This window comes from Myxococcota bacterium, assembly GCA_041389495.1.
Taxonomy (GTDB): Bacteria; Myxococcota_A; UBA9160; order UBA9160; family UBA4427; genus JAWKRT01.
Window position 1 is genome coordinate 929,477 of record JAWKRT010000002.1, and the last position, 15,201, is coordinate 944,677.

The window sequence follows — 15,201 nt, forward strand, 5'->3', positions numbered from 1 at the left end:
GCATGCTCGAAGGCATCTTCGGAAACGCCAGCGCCGAGAAGGTCCTGCTGTACCTCGAGCAGTACGAGGAAGGCTATGCGACCGCGATCGCGCGCACCTTCGACGACCTGACGCTCCACATGGCGCAGCGGCAGCTCGAGCGGTTCGAGCGCGCGGGCGCGCTGGTGAGCTCACTCCAGGGACGCACCCGGCTCTATGGCTGGAACCCTCGCTACCCGTTCCGCGGCGAGCTGCGCGCCCTCCTCCGGAAGGCGCTCGACCAGCTGCCCGCGTCCGAACGGAAGCGCTACTTCAGCGAACGCAGGCGGCCGCGCCGAGCGGGCAAGCCGCTTTGAGCAGGAAGCCTCGGATCGGCGCGCGCACCTCCCTCGAAGACCTGGCCGCTCTCGTCTGCACCACACTCGACGCGCACGGCATCGCGGTCGTGCTCTCGGGGGGTGCAGTCGTGTCGATCTACTCCGACGCCGAGTACGTCTCGTACGACCTCGACTTCGTTCCGACCGGGCTCGCCCGGAAGGTCGAAGCCGCCATGCAATCCCTCGGCTTCGTGAAGACCCAGCGCCACTGGACCCACCCGAAGAGCCGCTACTGGGTCGAGTTCCCGCCCGGCCCCGTCGCGATCGGCGAGGAAACCATCCGCAGCTTCGCCGAGCGCGAGACGCGAATGGGAACGCTCCGCCTCTTGGCGCCGACCGAGTGCGTCATGGACCGGCTCGCGTGGTACTTCCACGACGCGGACACGCAGTGCCTCGAACAGGCACTACACGTCGCGACGCGGCACCCCGTCGACCTCGAGCGCATCGGCAAGTGGGCGCGCGGCGAGCGCCCGCACGGTGAGGAACGGTTCCGCGAGTTCGAGCGGCGACTGCGCGAGGTCGCGGGCGGGTAGGTGCACGAGCCCGAGAGGGTCGGAGCCGCGACGCGCGACTCAGCGCCGCACCTCGCCCGTCTCCGCGAGCGCGAGCGCATCGAGGGCGCGCTCCGCATAGCCGGACGGAAGGACTCGCGCCCGCACCATGTCGCGCACGAGGTCGACACACATGTCGCGGCCCTCCTCGCGCCGCTCATCGGCTGCGAGCTCGGGTCGGCCCTCGTTCGCGCGTGCCTTCGGTGCGATCCGATCGGCGACCTGCGTGAGTATGATGTGGGGCCCCTCGGTGCGGACCTCGACTCCATCCCACTCGGCGACGAGACGCGTGCGCGTCACCTGAGCGCTGCCCGGAGAGCCCATCTCGACCCTTCGTGTCCGCTCGGGAGACGCGCTCAGCTCGTCGATGATCGCCGGCCAGTTGTGCCGCATGACGTGTCCTCTCACGATCCGGAGCGCATGCAGAGGCCGGCCGTCGAGGCCGGACTCGACCCACCGAGCCTTCGAGGAACCCGGGGCGGTTCGATGAGAACACGAGCAGCCTCGAGGAGGAAGGGCCTTGACGAAGAAGATCGCACTCGTGACGGGCGCGGGAGGTGGCCTCGGCAGCGAGATCACGCGGCAGCTCGTCACAGCCGGATACGCCGTCTGCGCGAGCGACATCGACATCGAGAAGACGGCGCACCTGGAAGGTCCCGACATCCACACGCTGGCGATCGACGTGACCGACATGGACTCGGTCGAGTCTGGCGTGGCGGGCGTCCACGAGGTGCACGGACGAATCGACCTGCTGATCAACAACGCCGCCATGCCACAGTTGGGCGCCATCGAGTGCGTTCCGATCGAGACCCTGCGACTGCTCTTCGACATCAACGTGATCGGCTACGGGCGCATGCTCCAGGCCGTGCTGCCGATCATGCGCGCTCAGCGCTCCGGACACGTCGTGAACGTCAGCTCCACCATCGCACGGACCGTGTTGCCCGGGTTCGGCTGGTACGCCGCGACCAAGCGCGCCGTCGAGGGGATGTCGGATGCCCTGCGGATGGAGGTGTCCATGTTCGGGATCGACGTCACGATCATCGAGCCCGGCCTGATCGCGACGCCCTTCATCGCGAAGCAGAGTGGCGGCCTCGCGGGCATCGTGCAGCTGGACGACTACGCCGCGCTCCACGAGCCAGCCGCGGCATTCGGCATGCAGGGCGAGGGCTCCACGCCTGCGGAGATCGCTGCGGGTGTGATCGATGCGGTCCTGGCGTCGCGGCCCCCGACACGTTGCGTGATTCCCCAATCCATGACGAAGCGGTTCGACGCGCAGCGCGAACTCGACGACCGACAAGTCGACGAGATCATGAGGGGAATGCTGGGGCTCCCCGCGCGCGTCGGCGCCGCACCGAACCGGTGACGGACGTTCGACAGCGTCGACCTACGGGCGCATCCGCTGCCTGCCTCGGCGTGACCACGTGTCGACTTCGAGCGAATGGACGGGACGACGCAAACCATCGGTTCGCTCGAGGTCTCGTCGCGTCGAGTGAGGCGGTGAGGCTGCACTTCCAGGTCGTAGACCTGATGCCCTCGCTTGCCCCGCGCCCGATCGCCGCATGCGCAAGACCGCGAATCCGTCGACGGATGAAGCAGCAGACAGGGGCTTTCGAGGGAACGGAATCGCGAACGCAGACGATCGAAGCTGCGAAGAATGGTGGAGGCGGCGGGAATCGAACCCGCGTCCGCATGGCGTCCAGCAGGCGCGTCTACGTGTGTAGTCTTCGCTCGATCTCGGGCGGGCCTGTCGCGAAGACGGGAGGAGCCTCGCCCCAGATCCACGTGGGTCTCGCTCCCGGGTACGGCGGATCGGCGATCCGGGAGCCAGCCTTCGGATGACATCCGCTCCCCGCTAGAAGGCGTCGCGGACGGATGTCGCTAGTTCCTAGGGGTTAGCTAGGCAGCGAGTGCGTAGTTGTCGTCGGCAGGTGTACTACCAACTTGCCACTGTTTCACGAGGTGGTGACGACCTCGACACGCAGCGCCGGCCTTCGACCACCCGTCGAAGCCGATCGCCCCCAACGGCGACGGAGGGTAGGGCGGCAGGTCGCGATGGCAACCGGGCGGGCCGCTGCGCGGTGGCTAGTCCTCGAGCACGAGGCCGTGCGGGATCTCGTCGCGGTCGTCGGGGGCGGGCGGCAGGGGGTGCGCGAGCATCGCGCCGCAGAGGCGCACGCCGAGGGCGATGCCGTCGGCCGCGCGGCCGGTGCGGAGCCCTTCGAGGATGGCGTCGACGACCTGCTGCCAGCTCTCGTCCGGGCCGAGCGCGCGATCGATCGCCTCGTCGCCGAGCACGACGACGCGGTGCTCGAAGAGCGCGACGAGGATGAGGATGCCGGTGCGGGCCTCGGTGCGGCGCAGGCCGTGCTCGGCGAACGCGCGGCGCGCCTCGCGCTGGGCGCGCTCCTCGAGCTCGCGCTCGGGGACGAGCGCGCGGCGCACGGGGTCGAGGAGGCACGCGGCGTGCGCGGCCGCGCCGGCGACGAGCACGCCGGCGAGCAGCTCGAGCGCGCGCGCGTCGGGCGCGAACGCGGCGGCGGCGACGAGCACGGCGGCCGCGGCCCAGGCGGCGAGCCGCCACGGCGCGGCGGCATGGCGGTCGCACGCGCGCACGACGGCCACGACGATCTCGCCCGCGGTGCCGCGCTCGGCGTCGCGCACGGCCTGCTCGATGCGCTCGCGGTCTTCGGGCGTGAGGAGCTGCGAAGGCTTCACGTCACCAGCTCCCCGAGGCGCCGCCGCCGCCGAAGCCGCCGCCCCCGCCGCCGAAGCCGCCCCCGCCTCCGAACCCGCCGCCTCCGAAGCCCCCGCCGCCGAAGCCGCCGCCGCCGAAGCCGCCGCGCGTCCCGTGCGTCGGGCCCATCCCGAGGAGCGGGGCGAGCAGCGCGCCGCCGGCCGCACTCCCGAGTGCGAGCGCCATCGCGCGCGTCGCGGCGAACGCGATGCCGGCGGCGACGAGGCCGCCGACGAGCGCGGCGAGCGCCCAGCGCTTGCGGCCGAGCACGGCGCCGATGCTCGCGCCGAAGAAGACCGCGAAGAAGAGCGGCTCGAGGCCGCGCACGGCGTCGCGCCCGCGCGCCGTCGCGGGAAGTGGCGGCAGCGCCTCGCCGCGCGCCGCCTGCATGAGCGCGTGCGTGCCGTCGACGATGCCCGCGCCCATCGCGCCCTCGCGGAAGCGCGGGATCATGCGCTCGCGCAGGATGCGCGCGGCGACGGCGTCGGGCACGACGCCCTCGAGCCCGTAGCCGACTTCGATGCGCGCGCGCCGGTCGGCGGCCGCGACGATGACGATCGCGCCGTTGTCGCGCCCGGCGTGCCCGACCTTCCACGCCTCGCCGACGCGGATGCCGAAGCTCTCGATCGCCTCGCCCTCGAGGCTCGCGACGGTGAGCACGACGATCTGGTGCGTCGTCTCGCGCTCGAACGCGGCGAGCTCGCTCTCGAGCCGCGCGGCCTCGCCGGGCGCGAGCACCGAGGCGCCGTCGACGACGCGGCCGGTGAGCGGCGGGACGTCGCGTGCGCGCGCGGGCGGCGCGAGCGCGGCCGCGCCGACGAGCGCCGCGGCGAGCGCGGCCGCGAGCGCGCGCGCCGTGCGGCGCGCGCGGCTCAGAACTCGACCTCCGGCGGCCGGTCGGTGACGTCGCTGCGCGCCTCGAACGTGGCCTTGCGCTCGGCGCCGAACAGCTTCGCGGTGAGGTTCACGGGGAACGAGCGGATGAGCGTGTTGTAGGACTGGACGGCGTCGATGTAGCGCCCGCGCGCGACGGTGACGCGGTTCTCCGTGCCCTCGATCTGCGCCTGCAGGTCGCGGAAGGCGTCCGTCGCGCGCAGCTCGGGGTAGCGCTCGGAGACGGCGAACAGCCGCGACAGCGCGCTCGTGAGCTGACCCTGCGCGTCCATGAAGCGCTGCAGGGCGGCCGGGTCGTTCACGAGCTCGGGCGAGAGCTCGATGCTCGTCGCCTTCGCGCGCGCGGACACGACGGCCTCGAGCGTCTCGCGCTCGAAGCTCGCCGCGCCCTTCACGACCTTCACGAGGTTGGGGATGAGGTCGGCGCGGCGCTGGTACTGGTTCGCGACCTCGGCCCACGCGGCCGAGACGGCCTCGTCGCCGGCCTGGATGTCGTTGTAGCCGCAGCCGCTCGTCGCGGTGAGCGCGAGCAGGGCGGCGAGCGCGGCGGTCGCGCGGCGCGCGCGCACAGGGGTCGGTCGACTCACGGCGGGCCCTCCCGTGCCGAGTGGCGCGCCGACGGGCGCGCCGGCGGTCGTCGGCGCGCGCGAGGCTAGCGCGCGCGCCGCGGGCGATCGCGCGCCGGCGGCGCGCGGGCGTGCAACGCGAGCCCGATTCGTGGGAACCTACGCGCGCGCTCGCCGTGCGCGGGCGCGGTGTGCCGGTGTGCGGGTATGCGGGTCTGCGCGCCGCGCGGGCGCGGAACGCGCAGCGCGAAGAGCGAGGGACGAGCATGCGGTGGCAGCGCGGGCGACGGAGCCAGAACCTCGAGGATCGCCGCGGCAACGCGGGGCGCGGGCGGCTTCCCGGCTTCCCGGGCCTCGGAGGCGGCGCGCAGGGCGGGCGCGTGCGCATCCCGATGGGCGGCGGGCGCGGCGGCGGCCTCTCGCTCGGCGGCCTCGTGCTGATGCTCGGCGTCGCGTGGCTGCTCGGCGTGAACCCGCTCGACATGCTAGGCGGCGCGGGCGGCGGCGCGGTGGGGGTCGACCTCGACGGCGGCTTCCCGGGCGCCGCGATGCCCGAGGTCGGCGCGCGGCCGCCCGCGACGACGACGCCCGCCGAGGAGGAGCTCGTCGAGTTCGTCTCGTTCGTGCTCGACGACCTGCAGGCGACGTGGGGCGAGCTGCTCCCCGGCTACCGCGACGCGAAGCTCGTGCTCTTCCGCGACGCGACGCCGTCGGCGTGCGGCATGGGCCAGAGCGCGATGGGCCCGTTCTACTGCCCGGGCGACCAGAAGGTGTACGTCGACCTCGCCTTCTACGACGAGCTGCGACAGCGCTTCGGCGCGCCCGGCGACTTCGCGCAGGCCTACGTGCTCGCGCACGAGATCGGCCATCACGTGCAGCGGCTCACGGGCGTCGAGGAGGCGGTGCGGCGCGAGCAGCGCGCGGCGTCGTCGCGCGCGAACGAGCTCTCGGTGCGCATGGAGCTGCAGGCCGACTGCCTGGCCGGCGTGTGGGGCCACGCGACGTCGCGCCGCGGCGTGCTCGAGCCGGGCGACGTCGAGGAGGGGCTGCGCGCGGCCGCGGCGATCGGCGACGACCGCATCCAGCGCATGAGCGGCCGCGGCGTGCAGCCCGAGAGCTTCACGCACGGCTCGTCCGAGCAGCGCACGCGCTGGCTGCGCAAGGGGCTCGAGAGCGGCGACCCGAACGCCTGCGACACGTTCGAGGTGTCGCGCCTCTAGCGGCGTCCCCGCCTAGCGTCCCGGCTCGCCGGCCTTCGCGATCAGCGCGGCGAGCGCGGCGACGGCCGCGCTCCGCTCGTCGCGCGTGCGCACGCCCGCGTCGACGCGCGTGTCGAGCACCGAGATGAGCAGGTTCGCGTCGAAGGCGAGCATGAGGCTCGTGGCGAGGAGCTTCGGGTCGTGCCCGGGCGGCGCGATCTCGGCGACCGTCTGCGTGATCGTCCCGGCGAAGCGCTGGTTCAGGTCCATGATCGCGGTGATGACGAACTCGCGGAACGCGGGCGACTCGATCGCCCAGCGGATGAACGCGCCGATCTCGCGGTGGTGGTCGCGCGCGAAGCGCTCGGACATGGCGAGCTGCTCCTGCAGGCGCTTGCCGGGCTCGACGTCCGACCAGTCCTGCTCGAGCGACGCGCGGAACGGGTCGCACATGCGCGTGAACGCCTCGCGGAAGAGCGCGGCCTTCTCGCTGAAGTGCCAGAAGACGGTGGCGCGGCTCACGCCCGCGCGGTCGGCGACGTCCTGCACGGTCGTGCTCTCGTAGCCGCGCTCGATGAAGAGCTCGGTCGCGGCGGCGAGGATGCGCTCCTGCGTCGCGGCCTTGCCGAGCTCGCGCCTGGCCTCGGGCTTCGTCTCGTCCATCGCCGCCTCCCTCGCACTCTCGCGCCCGCCGCTCGCGCGCCGCGCACCGCTCGCACACGCTAGCCCGATCCGCCGCGTGCTTCGCGCGCTAGAGTCGCGCGGCTCGCGAGCGGGGGGCGACATGGACGAGGCAGGCCGGTCGACGCTCGCGCCCGCGCGCCTCCCGCTGCCGATCCGCGCCATGAACCGCATGGGCCCGCTGCTCGCGCGCGCGCGCGTCTTCCCCGCGCGCCTCGAGCCCGAGGCGCTGCTCGACGAGGCCGCGCGCGCCGCGGGCTGCGACGACTTCGGCCCCGACGAGTTCCGCGAGGGCTACGAGCGGCTCGTCGCGTCGCTCGAGGGCGACGCCGCGCTCACGCCGTTCGGCCGCTTCTTCGCGAAGCGCCAGCTGATGGAGCTGCTGACGCAGCGGCTCGCGCTCGTCGACTGGCGCAAGCGCCACCCGGAGGTCGCGCGCGAGGCGATCGCGCGGCCGCTCGTCGTGATGGGGCTCCCGCGCACGGGCACGACCATTCTCTACGGGCTGCTCGCGCAGGATCCCGCGCACCGCTCGCCGCTGTCGTGGGAGGTCGACGACCCGTGTCCGCCGCCCGAGGCGGCGACGTACGACGTCGACCCGCGCATCCGCCGCACCGAGAAGCGCTTCGCGCAGCTGCGCGGGCTCGCGCCGACGTTCCAGGCCATCCATCCGATCGGCGCGCTCCTGCCGCAGGAGTGCATCGTGCTCACGGCGTCGGCGTTCCTGAGCATCCGCTTCGAGATGTGCTTCGACGTCGCCGCCTATCAACGCTGGATCGTCGGCGCCGACCTCGCGCCCGCCTATCGCTGGCACCGCGCCTTCCTGCAGCACCTGCAGTCGCGGCACCGCCGCGAGCGCTGGGTGCTGAAGTCGCCCGGGCACCTCGGGCCCGTGGCCGCGATGATGGCCGAGTATCCCGACGCGATGGTCGTGCAGACGCACCGCGACCCGCGCAAGGTGGTGCCGAGCGTGTCGAGCCTCGAGTACGCGATGCGCTGCGTGTCGACCGCGGCGCCCGATGCGCACGCGCTCGGGCGCCAGCAGCTGTGGCTGTGGTCGACGTACCTGCAGCAGGGGCTCGAGGCGCGCGCCGCGCTGCCGCAGCACGCGGGGCAGTTCCTCGACCTCCACTTCCACGAGATCGCGGCCGACCCGCTCGCGAGCGTCGCGCGCATCTACGACCACTTCGGGCTCGCGCTCTCCGCGGAGGCCGAGGCGCGCATGCGCGCCTTCCTCGCCGCGAATCCGCGCGACGCGCACGGCACGCACCGCTACACGCTCGGCATGTTCGGCCTGCAGAGCGACGAGGTCGACGCCGCGTTCAAGGGCTACTGCGAGCGCTTCGGCGTCGTGCCCGAGCGCGCAGGCTGAGCGCGGGCGCTCGGCCCGCGCGCTCAGACGCGGCGCGCATCCGTGCGCGCGTTGACGTAGCCCGCGAGCGCGGCGAGCGCCGCCGACGGCGGCGACAGGAAGCGCACGCCGAAGCTCACGCGCGCGTCGCTCTCCCTCGGCTCGATCGCGAACGCGACGCGCGCGCGCAGCGCGAGCGGCTCGCCCGAGAGCGCGAAGTGCGCGACGAGCTCGGTGCCGCGCGCGACGGGCTCCGCCGCTTCGAACCGGCCGCCCGAGACGGACAGGTCGCGGATCGTCGCGGCGATGCGCCGCTCGGCGTGCGACAGCTGGGCGCGGATGGCCGTCGGCACGCGCCGGTACGAGCGGCGCTCGGCGTCGATGCCGGGCGTCGCGATGTCGATCGCGAGCCGCAGGTCCTCGAGCTCGTAGGGCGTCCACAGGCCGATCGGCACGCCCGAGTCGCGAAGCAGCCGGCGCGTGTGGAGGTGGGGCGTCGCGCCGACCGCCACGAGCTGCGCGCTCCCGCGCGCGGCCGTGCGCAGCTGCTCGAGCGCGGGGCGCAGCCCGTGCTCGGGGTAGTGGGCGTTCAGGAAGACGAGCCCATTGAGCGGCGTCCCTCGCGCGAACTCGCGCGAGGCGGTGCCGAGGTCGTCGACCTCGAGCGGAAGGAACCCGAGCTGGAGCAGGTCGGAGCGCAGCTCCGCCGCACCACGGGGAAAGCCGACCACCAGGACGCGGCCCTTCGCGGACAAGGCGTGCTCCCACCCCGTACCCGGCGGTCGCTTCGCATGTCACGGCGGGCGGCGGCCCTCGCAGCACACCGCCCCACCCTGCGGCAGCTCCGCCGCACGCGCGCTCGGGGCCTGGTTCGCGCCCCGAGCCGCCGGGGTCGTGTAAGGCGTGGCCGTCCCACCTAGCAACCCTCATTTGGGGGTTTTCTCGCGGGGAACGATGGCGGACGATGCACCACGTCCTGGCTCCGAACCGGGTACCGGCGCCTGAGTTCGGAGTAGTGCGCCTTGAGCAAGATCCTCGATCTCCTCGCGCGTCTGTTCCCGCCCGATGCCGCCGAGCCCGACTGGGATTCCCTCGTCGCCGCCGTCTCGCGCGAGCTCGGTGGCGCCCACTGCATCGCGTGGGTCGAGCCCGGGCTCGGCGCGCCGACGGCCGCGAGCACCGAGGCGGTGCGCGAGCGGCTCGCTGCGTACGACGGCTCGCCGAGCGATCACGAGGTCGACTACTGGCGCGTGAGCCGGTTCCCGATCGGCGAGGTGTGGTCGACCGACGTCGCCGAAGCGCGCGGCCTCCCGCGCCTGCGGCAGACCGTGCTCGACCCGCTCGACATGCGCGAAGGCCTGGTCGTCGGCGTCCCGCTCGCGTCCGACCGGGCGAGCATCGTCGGGCAGCTGTGCGTGTTCCCGAACGGCGATGCGAAGCCGGGCCACGAAGCGGTCGCGCTGCTCGAGGAGCTCGCGCCCTGGCTCGTGCACGCGGCCCGCGCCACGGCGCGACAGCGCGCGCTCACGGCGACGAGCTCCGCGCTCTCGCGCTCGATCGATCGCCTCCGCATCGGCGTCGTGCTGCTCGACGACGACGGCCACGTCGTCCTCGCCAACCGCTCGGCGGTCGCCATCCTCGAAGGTGCGGACGGGAGCTCGTTCGTGGCTGCGACGGCGCTCGGCGCGCGGCGCGAGCGGATGCAGCAGGCGGTCGCGCGCCTGCTCGACTCGCACGGAAGCGTCACGGGGCACGTGCGCCCGCACGTGAGCGTCTCGCGCCTGGCCCCGCCGGACGAGCTCGCGACGTTCATGGGCGCGACGACCGCGGTCTTCATTCCCGATCCCGCGACGGTCGAGGTCGAGCTCGTCGAGCCGCTCCGCAAGCACTACGGGCTCACGCCCGCCGAGGCGCGGCTCGCCGCGCTGCTCGCGTCGGACTTCACGCTCGACGAGGCCGCCGAGCACCTCGGGCTCACGGTCGGGACGGTGCGCACGCGGCTCAAGCGGCTGTTCGAGAAGACGGGCACGAACCGCCAGGCGAGCCTCGTGCGCCGCATCGTGACGGGCCCCGGCCTGTTTCGCGACGGCGAGTGAGCGGCGCGTGCGCGTCGCGTCAGCCCATCTTGTAGACGCGGGCGAGGATGCGATCGCGCAGCGAGACGGGAATCGTGCGCATGAAGCCCGACTGCATGCGCGCCGAGAACGGGACGTAGTAGCGCGCGCGCGGCGACGCCGCGGTCGCGGCCAGCGCGACGACCTCGCCGACCGCGCGCGGCTCGATCGCGTGCTCGAGCTGTCCGTAGGCGAACTCCTCGAGGTCGAACATCAGCTGGCGGTACGGGTTGTCGGGGTCGTTGCGCAGGAACTCGCCCCACTCCTTCGCCTTGTCGAAGACGGGCGTCTTCACGAAGCCGGGGACGACGAGGCACATCTCGATGTTCCACGGCGCGAGCTCGAGGCGCAGGCAGTCGGTGGCCGACTCGAGCGCGCCCTTCGTCGCGGCGTAGGCGACGGCGAGCGGCGCGGGCACGCGGCTCGCGAGCGAGCTGATGTTGACGACGCGCCCGCCGCCCTGCGCGCGCATGAGCGGGACGAGCAGCCCGGTGAGCTGCAGCCCGCCGAACAGGTTCACCTCGAACGTGCGGCGCAGGTCGTCGCGCGACATCTGCTCGAGCGCGGCCGACAGGCTGAAGCCCGCGTTGTTGACGAGCAGGTCGACGCGGCCGAAGGCCTCGAAGGCGCGGTCGACGAGCGCCCGGCACGCCGCCTCGTCGGCGACGTCGGTCGGGACGGCGAGGGCGCGGCCGCCGGCGCGCTCGATGCGCGCGGCGAGCGTCTCGAGCGGGTCGCGGCTGCGCGCGGCCGCGACGACGGCGAAGCCCTCGGCGGCCAGGCACTCGGCCGTCGCCTCACCGATGCCCGAGGAGGCCCCCGTGACGATCGCGACCCCCCGCTCGGCTGCCATCCGATCCCCCATTCTTGGTTAGCGCGGCGGGGTTGGTTAGCGCGGCGGGGCGCCGGCGCGGGCCCCGCGGGTCGGCTGCGAGCGCCCGGCCGCTCCTGCCGCTCCGGCTGCGCCCGGCCGCGGCGCCGGCCGCGGCGCGGGAATGTCGGCCTTCGGGTCGGCGGCGGCCATGCGCATCGCCCGACCCGGCCGGCGCGGGAGTCGAGCCGCGCCCGCCCGGGCGGTCGGCACGGCCGATCGGCCCTGGCCATCGGATTTCTTCGGAACCTGAGGGTTCGATGAAGGCACTCCCTGGCATGGACTCGAGCTCGCGCGCCTTCGGTCTCACGGTCGCGATCGCGGCCGCGTGGGTGGCCGTGGCGCTCGTGGGGCTCGTGACGGCCGACCCGGTCGGCGCGGTCGACCTCGCGGCCGGCGCGGCGGCACCGTCGGTCGCCGCCGGCCCGGCGGCGGGCGCGCGCCTCGAGTTCCTCGCATCGGGCGCGGTCGGCGCCGCGGTCGCGCTCGTCGCGTCGCGCTTCGCGCGACGGCGCCCGCACGACCGACGCGCGCACTGAGCGCCGCGCGCGCACTCGCTCCCTCGCGCTCACCGGCGGGCCCGCGCGTGGCTCGTTCTTCGTAGGCTTCCCAGGAAGCGATGCGCGCTTGTAGGATGCGCGCATGGCCACACCCGAGATCCCGACCACCACGCGGTACACGCTCGAGTATCCCTATACGAGGACGACCGGTCCCGTCATCGGGCGCTTCCTGACGGCGCTGCGCGACGGGAAGATCCTCGGCGTCCGCACGGGCGGGCGGGTCGTCGTGCCGCCGATCGAGTTCGACCCGGAGACGGCGGAGGAGATCGCGAGCCCCGAGTACGTCGAGGTCGGGCCCGGCGGCACGGTCGTCACCGCGACGTGGATCGCGGAGCCGACGCGCAAGCATCCCTTCCAGGAGCCGTTCGCGTTCGCGCTCGTCCTGCTCGACGGCGCGGACACCCCGCTCGTGCACGCGGTGAAGGCCGCGTCGCCCGACGCGGTGCGCAAGGGCGCGCGCGTGGCCGCGCAGTTCCGCGACGAGCGGCGCCAGGCCATCACCGACGTCTACTTCGTGCCGGAGGCCGAGGCGCGCAAGCAGTACATCGAGCCGGGCCAGGGCGAGGTCGAGATGACCGAGCACCTGATCTCGCTCGAGTTCGAGGAGCGGCTCATCCCCGCGCGCCGACGCTATTTGAAGGGCCTCGTCGAGGGGCGCTTCGTCGGGCAGAAGAGCCCGGTGAGCGGCAAGGTCTACGTGCCGAGCAGGGGCTACGACCCGATGGAGCGCGTGCCCATGACGGAGGCCGACGACGTCGTGCTCCCGCTCACGGGCACCGTCGTCACCTACACGATCATCACGCCGGTGCAGTACTACGGGCAGAAGGAGACCGAGCCCTACGTGCGCGCCTCGATCCTGCTCGACGGCGCCGACACGGTGATCGGGCAGCAGGACATCCGGAACATCCCGCGCGACGAGTTCCGCGCGGGCATGCGCGTGCGCTGCGTCTTCAAACCCGTCGGCGAGCGCGACATCAGCGAGATCGACAACCGCTGGGGCGGCACGGGCGGCGTCATCGATCGGTGGGAGCCGACCGGCGAGCCCGACGTCCCCTTCGAGAAGTTTTCGGAGCACCTGTTCTGATGGCCGGAGAAGACATCGCAATCGTCGCGTTCGCGCAGACGCCCTCGTACCGCTCCTATGCGGACAGCGAGGTGTCGCTGCTCATGGGGCTCACGAACCAGGTCCTCGCCGACACGAAGCTCGACCGCAACGAGGTCGACTTCACCATCGCCGGGAGCTGCGACTACCTGTCGGGCATGCCGTTCGCCTTCGTCTCGAACGTCGACGGCTTCGGCGCGTGGCCGCCCGTCTACGAGTCGCACGTGGAGATGGATGGCGCGTGGGCGCTGTTCGAGGCGTACGTGCGCCTGCAGATGGGCGACATCGACGTCGCGCTCGTCGCGGGCTCGGGCAAGAGCTCGCCCGGCCGGCCGCGCGAGATCTTCCCGCTGCAGATGAACCCGTACTACCACGCGCCGCTCGGGCTCGACCCGGTGTCGATGGCCGGCCTGCAGGCCAGCGCGCTCGTCGACGCGGGCCTCGCGACCGAGGCGGACTTCGCCGAGGTGGTCTCGCGCTCGCGCCGCGACGCGCTCGCGAACCCCTACGCGCAGGTCGCGAAGGACGTGTCGGTCGACGCACTGCTGAAGGAGCCGTACTACGCGGCGCCGCTCCGCAAGCACGACCTGCCGCCCATCAGCGACGGCGCGGCGATGGTGCTGCTCGCGCGCGGCGAGAAGGCGCGCGCGCTGACGGACAAGCCCGTCTGGATCCGCGGCATCGACCACCGCATGGACTCGAGCCATCCCGGCCTTCGCGATCTCAGCGAGTCGGCCTCGACGCGCATCGCGGCCGAGAAGCTCGGCATCGACGGCGGCGCCTTCGACATCGCCGAGCTGTGCGTGCGCTACAGCCCGGAGGAGATCGTGCTGCGGCGCGCGCTCGGGCTCTCGGACTCCGTGCGCGTCAACCCGTCGGGCGGGCCGCTGTGCGGCCACCCGGTGATGGCGACGGGGCTCACGCGCGTCGTCGAGGCGGCGCGGCGCATCGCGAACGGCGAGGCCGGGCGCGCGCTCGCGCACGCCGCGAGCGGGCCGGCCCTGCAACAGAACCTGCTCTGCGTGCTCGAAGGGGGGGCGTAATGGCGGCCGAACGCTGCGCCATCGTCGGTCTCGGACAGACCAAGTACAAGCGCAAGCTCGACGTGTCGCTCGACGGCCTCGTGCGCGACGCCGCGCTCGAGGCGCTCGCGGACGCCGAGCTCACGTGGAAGGACATCGACGCCGTCGTGATCGGCAAGGCGCCCGACGCGCTCGAAGGCGTCGTGATGCCGGAGATCTCGCTCGCCGACGCGCTCGGCGCGGTCGGCAAGCCCATCCACCGCGTGCACACCGCGGGCTCGGTCGGCGCGTCGACCGCGATCTCGGCCGCGACGCTCGTCGAGAGCGGCATGTTCGGCACCGTGCTCACGCTCGGCTACGAGAAGCAGAGCGACGGCAACGCGACCTGGGCGCTCGGCGGCGGCCGCAGCGGCAGCCAGGGCGCGGGCGGCTCGTTCGCGCCGTGGATCCGCAACTACATCCGCAAGAGCGGCGCGCCCGAGCACATCGGCTGGAAGGTCGCGGTGAAGGATCGCCAGAACGCGCTCCGCAACCCGAAGGCGCACCTGCACATCCACGACATCTCGATCGAGAAGGTGAAGGAGTCCCCGATGCTGTGGGACCCGCTGCACTTCCTCGAGTCGTGCCCGTCGAGCGACGGCGCGGCGGCGATGGTGCTGACGAACGCGGCCGGCGCGAAGAAGGCGCCGAAGAAGCCGGCGTGGGTCGTCGCGCACGCGAAGCGCACCGAGTTCTCGCAGTTCCCCGGCCGCGACCCCGTGAAGCCGCAGGCCGGCGTCGATTGCGCGAAGGCGCTCTACAAGAAGGCCGGCATCACCGACCCGCGCCGCCAGATCGACTGCGCGGAGCTCTACGTGCCGTTCAGCTGGTACGAGCCGATGTGGCTCGAGGGTCATCTCATCGCGCCCGAGAACGAGGGCTGGAAGATGACGGACGCGGGCGCCACCGAGATCAAGGGCGACTTCCCCGTGAACATGTCGGGCGGCGTGCTGTCGTCGAACCCGATCGGCGCGTCGGGCATGATCCGCTGCCTCGAGGCGGCGAACCAGGTGCGCGGCACGGCGGGCGAGTACCAGGTGGACGGCGCGCGCGTCGCGCTCGGCCACGCCTACGGCGGCGCCGCGAACTACTTCGCGATGTGGATCGTGTCGTCGGACCCGAGCCCGACGTTCTAGGGCGCACGGCCCGGGAGCGTCGCGC

At 73.2% G+C, this 15,201-nt stretch carries 17 protein-coding genes and 1 other RNA gene; 10 read left to right on the forward strand and 8 right to left on the reverse strand.

Features of this window, described 5'->3' with window-relative positions; translation table 11 throughout:
- The first annotated feature begins 2 nt into the window (after window positions 1-2).
- Both R3E88_14805 and R3E88_14810 read left to right on the forward strand, forming a co-directional pair.
- The gene (locus R3E88_14805) at window positions 3-335 is read left to right on the forward strand and encodes an ArsR family transcriptional regulator (protein MEZ4217752.1); all 333 of its coding nucleotides are present in this window, start codon (window positions 3-5) and stop codon (window positions 333-335) included.
- Window positions 332-889 (forward strand): hypothetical protein, encoded by a 558-nt coding sequence (locus R3E88_14810; GenBank protein MEZ4217753.1) that lies wholly within the window; start codon window positions 332-334, stop codon window positions 887-889. Before R3E88_14805 ends, R3E88_14810 begins: the two co-directional genes overlap by 4 nt.
- 39 nt (window positions 890-928) lie before the next feature.
- On the opposite strand, the gene R3E88_14815 is transcribed toward R3E88_14810, so the two are convergent.
- Complete coding sequence (locus R3E88_14815) at window positions 929-1,300, reverse strand: hypothetical protein (GenBank protein MEZ4217754.1); 372 nt, start codon at window positions 1,298-1,300, stop codon at window positions 929-931.
- Between the two features lie 127 nt (window positions 1,301-1,427).
- Between R3E88_14815 and R3E88_14820 the strand changes: the two genes are divergently transcribed.
- Complete coding sequence (locus R3E88_14820; protein ID MEZ4217755.1) at window positions 1,428-2,270, forward strand: SDR family oxidoreductase; 843 nt, start codon at window positions 1,428-1,430, stop codon at window positions 2,268-2,270.
- 292 nt (window positions 2,271-2,562) lie between these two features.
- Here R3E88_14820 and ssrA read toward each other — a convergent pair.
- From ssrA to R3E88_14840, 4 genes are all read right to left on the reverse strand, one after another.
- Window positions 2,563-2,927: a transfer-messenger RNA gene (gene ssrA / locus R3E88_14825) on the reverse strand.
- A gap of 62 nt (window positions 2,928-2,989) precedes the next feature.
- Window positions 2,990-3,622 (reverse strand): TPM domain-containing protein, encoded by a 633-nt coding sequence (locus R3E88_14830; GenBank protein MEZ4217756.1) that lies wholly within the window; start codon window positions 3,620-3,622, stop codon window positions 2,990-2,992.
- A gap of 1 nt (window position 3,623) precedes the next feature.
- Window positions 3,624-4,517 (reverse strand): TPM domain-containing protein, encoded by an 894-nt coding sequence (locus R3E88_14835; GenBank protein MEZ4217757.1) that lies wholly within the window; start codon window positions 4,515-4,517, stop codon window positions 3,624-3,626.
- Window positions 4,514-5,122, reverse strand: a complete 609-nt coding sequence (locus tag R3E88_14840; GenBank protein MEZ4217758.1) for a LemA family protein — start codon at window positions 5,120-5,122, stop codon at window positions 4,514-4,516. The genes R3E88_14835 and R3E88_14840 overlap by 4 nt, the downstream gene beginning before the upstream one ends.
- Before the next feature lie 245 nt (window positions 5,123-5,367).
- On the opposite strand from R3E88_14840, the gene R3E88_14845 reads away from it, so the two are divergent.
- Window positions 5,368-6,321: a neutral zinc metallopeptidase gene (locus tag R3E88_14845; protein MEZ4217759.1), complete on the forward strand. Its 954-nt coding sequence runs from the start codon at window positions 5,368-5,370 to the stop codon at window positions 6,319-6,321.
- A gap of 12 nt (window positions 6,322-6,333) precedes the next feature.
- Here the strand turns inward: R3E88_14845 and R3E88_14850 are convergent, their stop codons facing one another.
- Entirely contained in the window at window positions 6,334-6,963 is a 630-nt protein-coding gene (locus R3E88_14850) for a helix-turn-helix domain-containing protein (protein ID MEZ4217760.1), read from the reverse strand.
- A 121-nt stretch (window positions 6,964-7,084) separates the two neighbouring features.
- Here R3E88_14850 and R3E88_14855 point away from each other — a divergent pair, with 121 nt between their 5' ends.
- Window positions 7,085-8,353, forward strand: a complete 1,269-nt coding sequence (locus R3E88_14855; GenBank protein MEZ4217761.1) for a sulfotransferase — start codon at window positions 7,085-7,087, stop codon at window positions 8,351-8,353.
- 23 nt (window positions 8,354-8,376) lie between these two features.
- On the opposite strand, the gene R3E88_14860 is transcribed toward R3E88_14855, so the two are convergent.
- Window positions 8,377-9,087, reverse strand: coding sequence for a PilZ domain-containing protein (locus R3E88_14860; protein ID MEZ4217762.1), 711 nt, complete (start codon window positions 9,085-9,087; stop codon window positions 8,377-8,379).
- Window positions 9,088-9,354: 267 nt separating this feature from the next.
- On the opposite strand from R3E88_14860, the gene R3E88_14865 reads away from it, so the two are divergent.
- Window positions 9,355-10,428: a hypothetical protein gene (locus R3E88_14865; protein MEZ4217763.1), complete on the forward strand. Its 1,074-nt coding sequence runs from the start codon at window positions 9,355-9,357 to the stop codon at window positions 10,426-10,428.
- Window positions 10,429-10,447: 19 nt separating this feature from the next.
- Here the strand turns inward: R3E88_14865 and R3E88_14870 are convergent, their stop codons facing one another.
- Window positions 10,448-11,299 carry an SDR family oxidoreductase gene (locus R3E88_14870; GenBank protein ID MEZ4217764.1) on the reverse strand — a complete coding sequence of 284 codons (852 nt, stop codon included), beginning with the start codon at window positions 11,297-11,299 and terminating at the stop codon, window positions 10,448-10,450.
- Between the two features lie 278 nt (window positions 11,300-11,577).
- On the opposite strand from R3E88_14870, the gene R3E88_14875 reads away from it, so the two are divergent.
- The 4 genes from R3E88_14875 (at window position 11,578) to R3E88_14890 (ending at window position 15,176) form a co-directional block, all read left to right on the forward strand.
- Complete coding sequence (locus R3E88_14875; protein MEZ4217765.1) at window positions 11,578-11,856, forward strand: hypothetical protein; 279 nt, start codon at window positions 11,578-11,580, stop codon at window positions 11,854-11,856.
- A 103-nt stretch (window positions 11,857-11,959) separates the two neighbouring features.
- Window positions 11,960-12,961, forward strand: coding sequence for an OB-fold domain-containing protein (locus tag R3E88_14880; protein ID MEZ4217766.1), 1,002 nt, complete (start codon window positions 11,960-11,962; stop codon window positions 12,959-12,961).
- Complete coding sequence (locus tag R3E88_14885) at window positions 12,961-14,022, forward strand: lipid-transfer protein (protein MEZ4217767.1); 1,062 nt, start codon at window positions 12,961-12,963, stop codon at window positions 14,020-14,022. The genes R3E88_14880 and R3E88_14885 overlap by 1 nt, the downstream gene beginning before the upstream one ends.
- Window positions 14,022-15,176: a thiolase domain-containing protein gene (locus R3E88_14890; GenBank protein ID MEZ4217768.1), complete on the forward strand. Its 1,155-nt coding sequence runs from the start codon at window positions 14,022-14,024 to the stop codon at window positions 15,174-15,176. Before R3E88_14885 ends, R3E88_14890 begins: the two co-directional genes overlap by 1 nt.
- The last annotated feature ends 25 nt before the right edge of the window (window positions 15,177-15,201 follow it).

Coding starts and splice junctions, on each gene's coding strand:
- R3E88_14805 (MEZ4217752.1), top strand. CDS start 3: ATGCTCGAAGGCATCTTCGGAAACGCCAGCGCCGAGAAGGTCCTGCTG.
- R3E88_14815 (MEZ4217754.1), bottom strand. CDS start 1,300: ATGCGGCACAACTGGCCGGCGATCATCGACGAGCTGAGCGCGTCTCCC.
- R3E88_14845 (MEZ4217759.1), top strand. CDS start 5,368: ATGCGGTGGCAGCGCGGGCGACGGAGCCAGAACCTCGAGGATCGCCGC.
- R3E88_14850 (MEZ4217760.1), bottom strand. CDS start 6,963: ATGGACGAGACGAAGCCCGAGGCCAGGCGCGAGCTCGGCAAGGCCGCG.
- R3E88_14855 (MEZ4217761.1), top strand. CDS start 7,085: ATGGACGAGGCAGGCCGGTCGACGCTCGCGCCCGCGCGCCTCCCGCTG.
- R3E88_14870 (MEZ4217764.1), bottom strand. CDS start 11,299: ATGGCAGCCGAGCGGGGGGTCGCGATCGTCACGGGGGCCTCCTCGGGC.
- R3E88_14875 (MEZ4217765.1), top strand. CDS start 11,578: ATGAAGGCACTCCCTGGCATGGACTCGAGCTCGCGCGCCTTCGGTCTC.
- R3E88_14880 (MEZ4217766.1), top strand. CDS start 11,960: ATGGCCACACCCGAGATCCCGACCACCACGCGGTACACGCTCGAGTAT.
- R3E88_14885 (MEZ4217767.1), top strand. CDS start 12,961: ATGGCCGGAGAAGACATCGCAATCGTCGCGTTCGCGCAGACGCCCTCG.
- R3E88_14890 (MEZ4217768.1), top strand. CDS start 14,022: ATGGCGGCCGAACGCTGCGCCATCGTCGGTCTCGGACAGACCAAGTAC.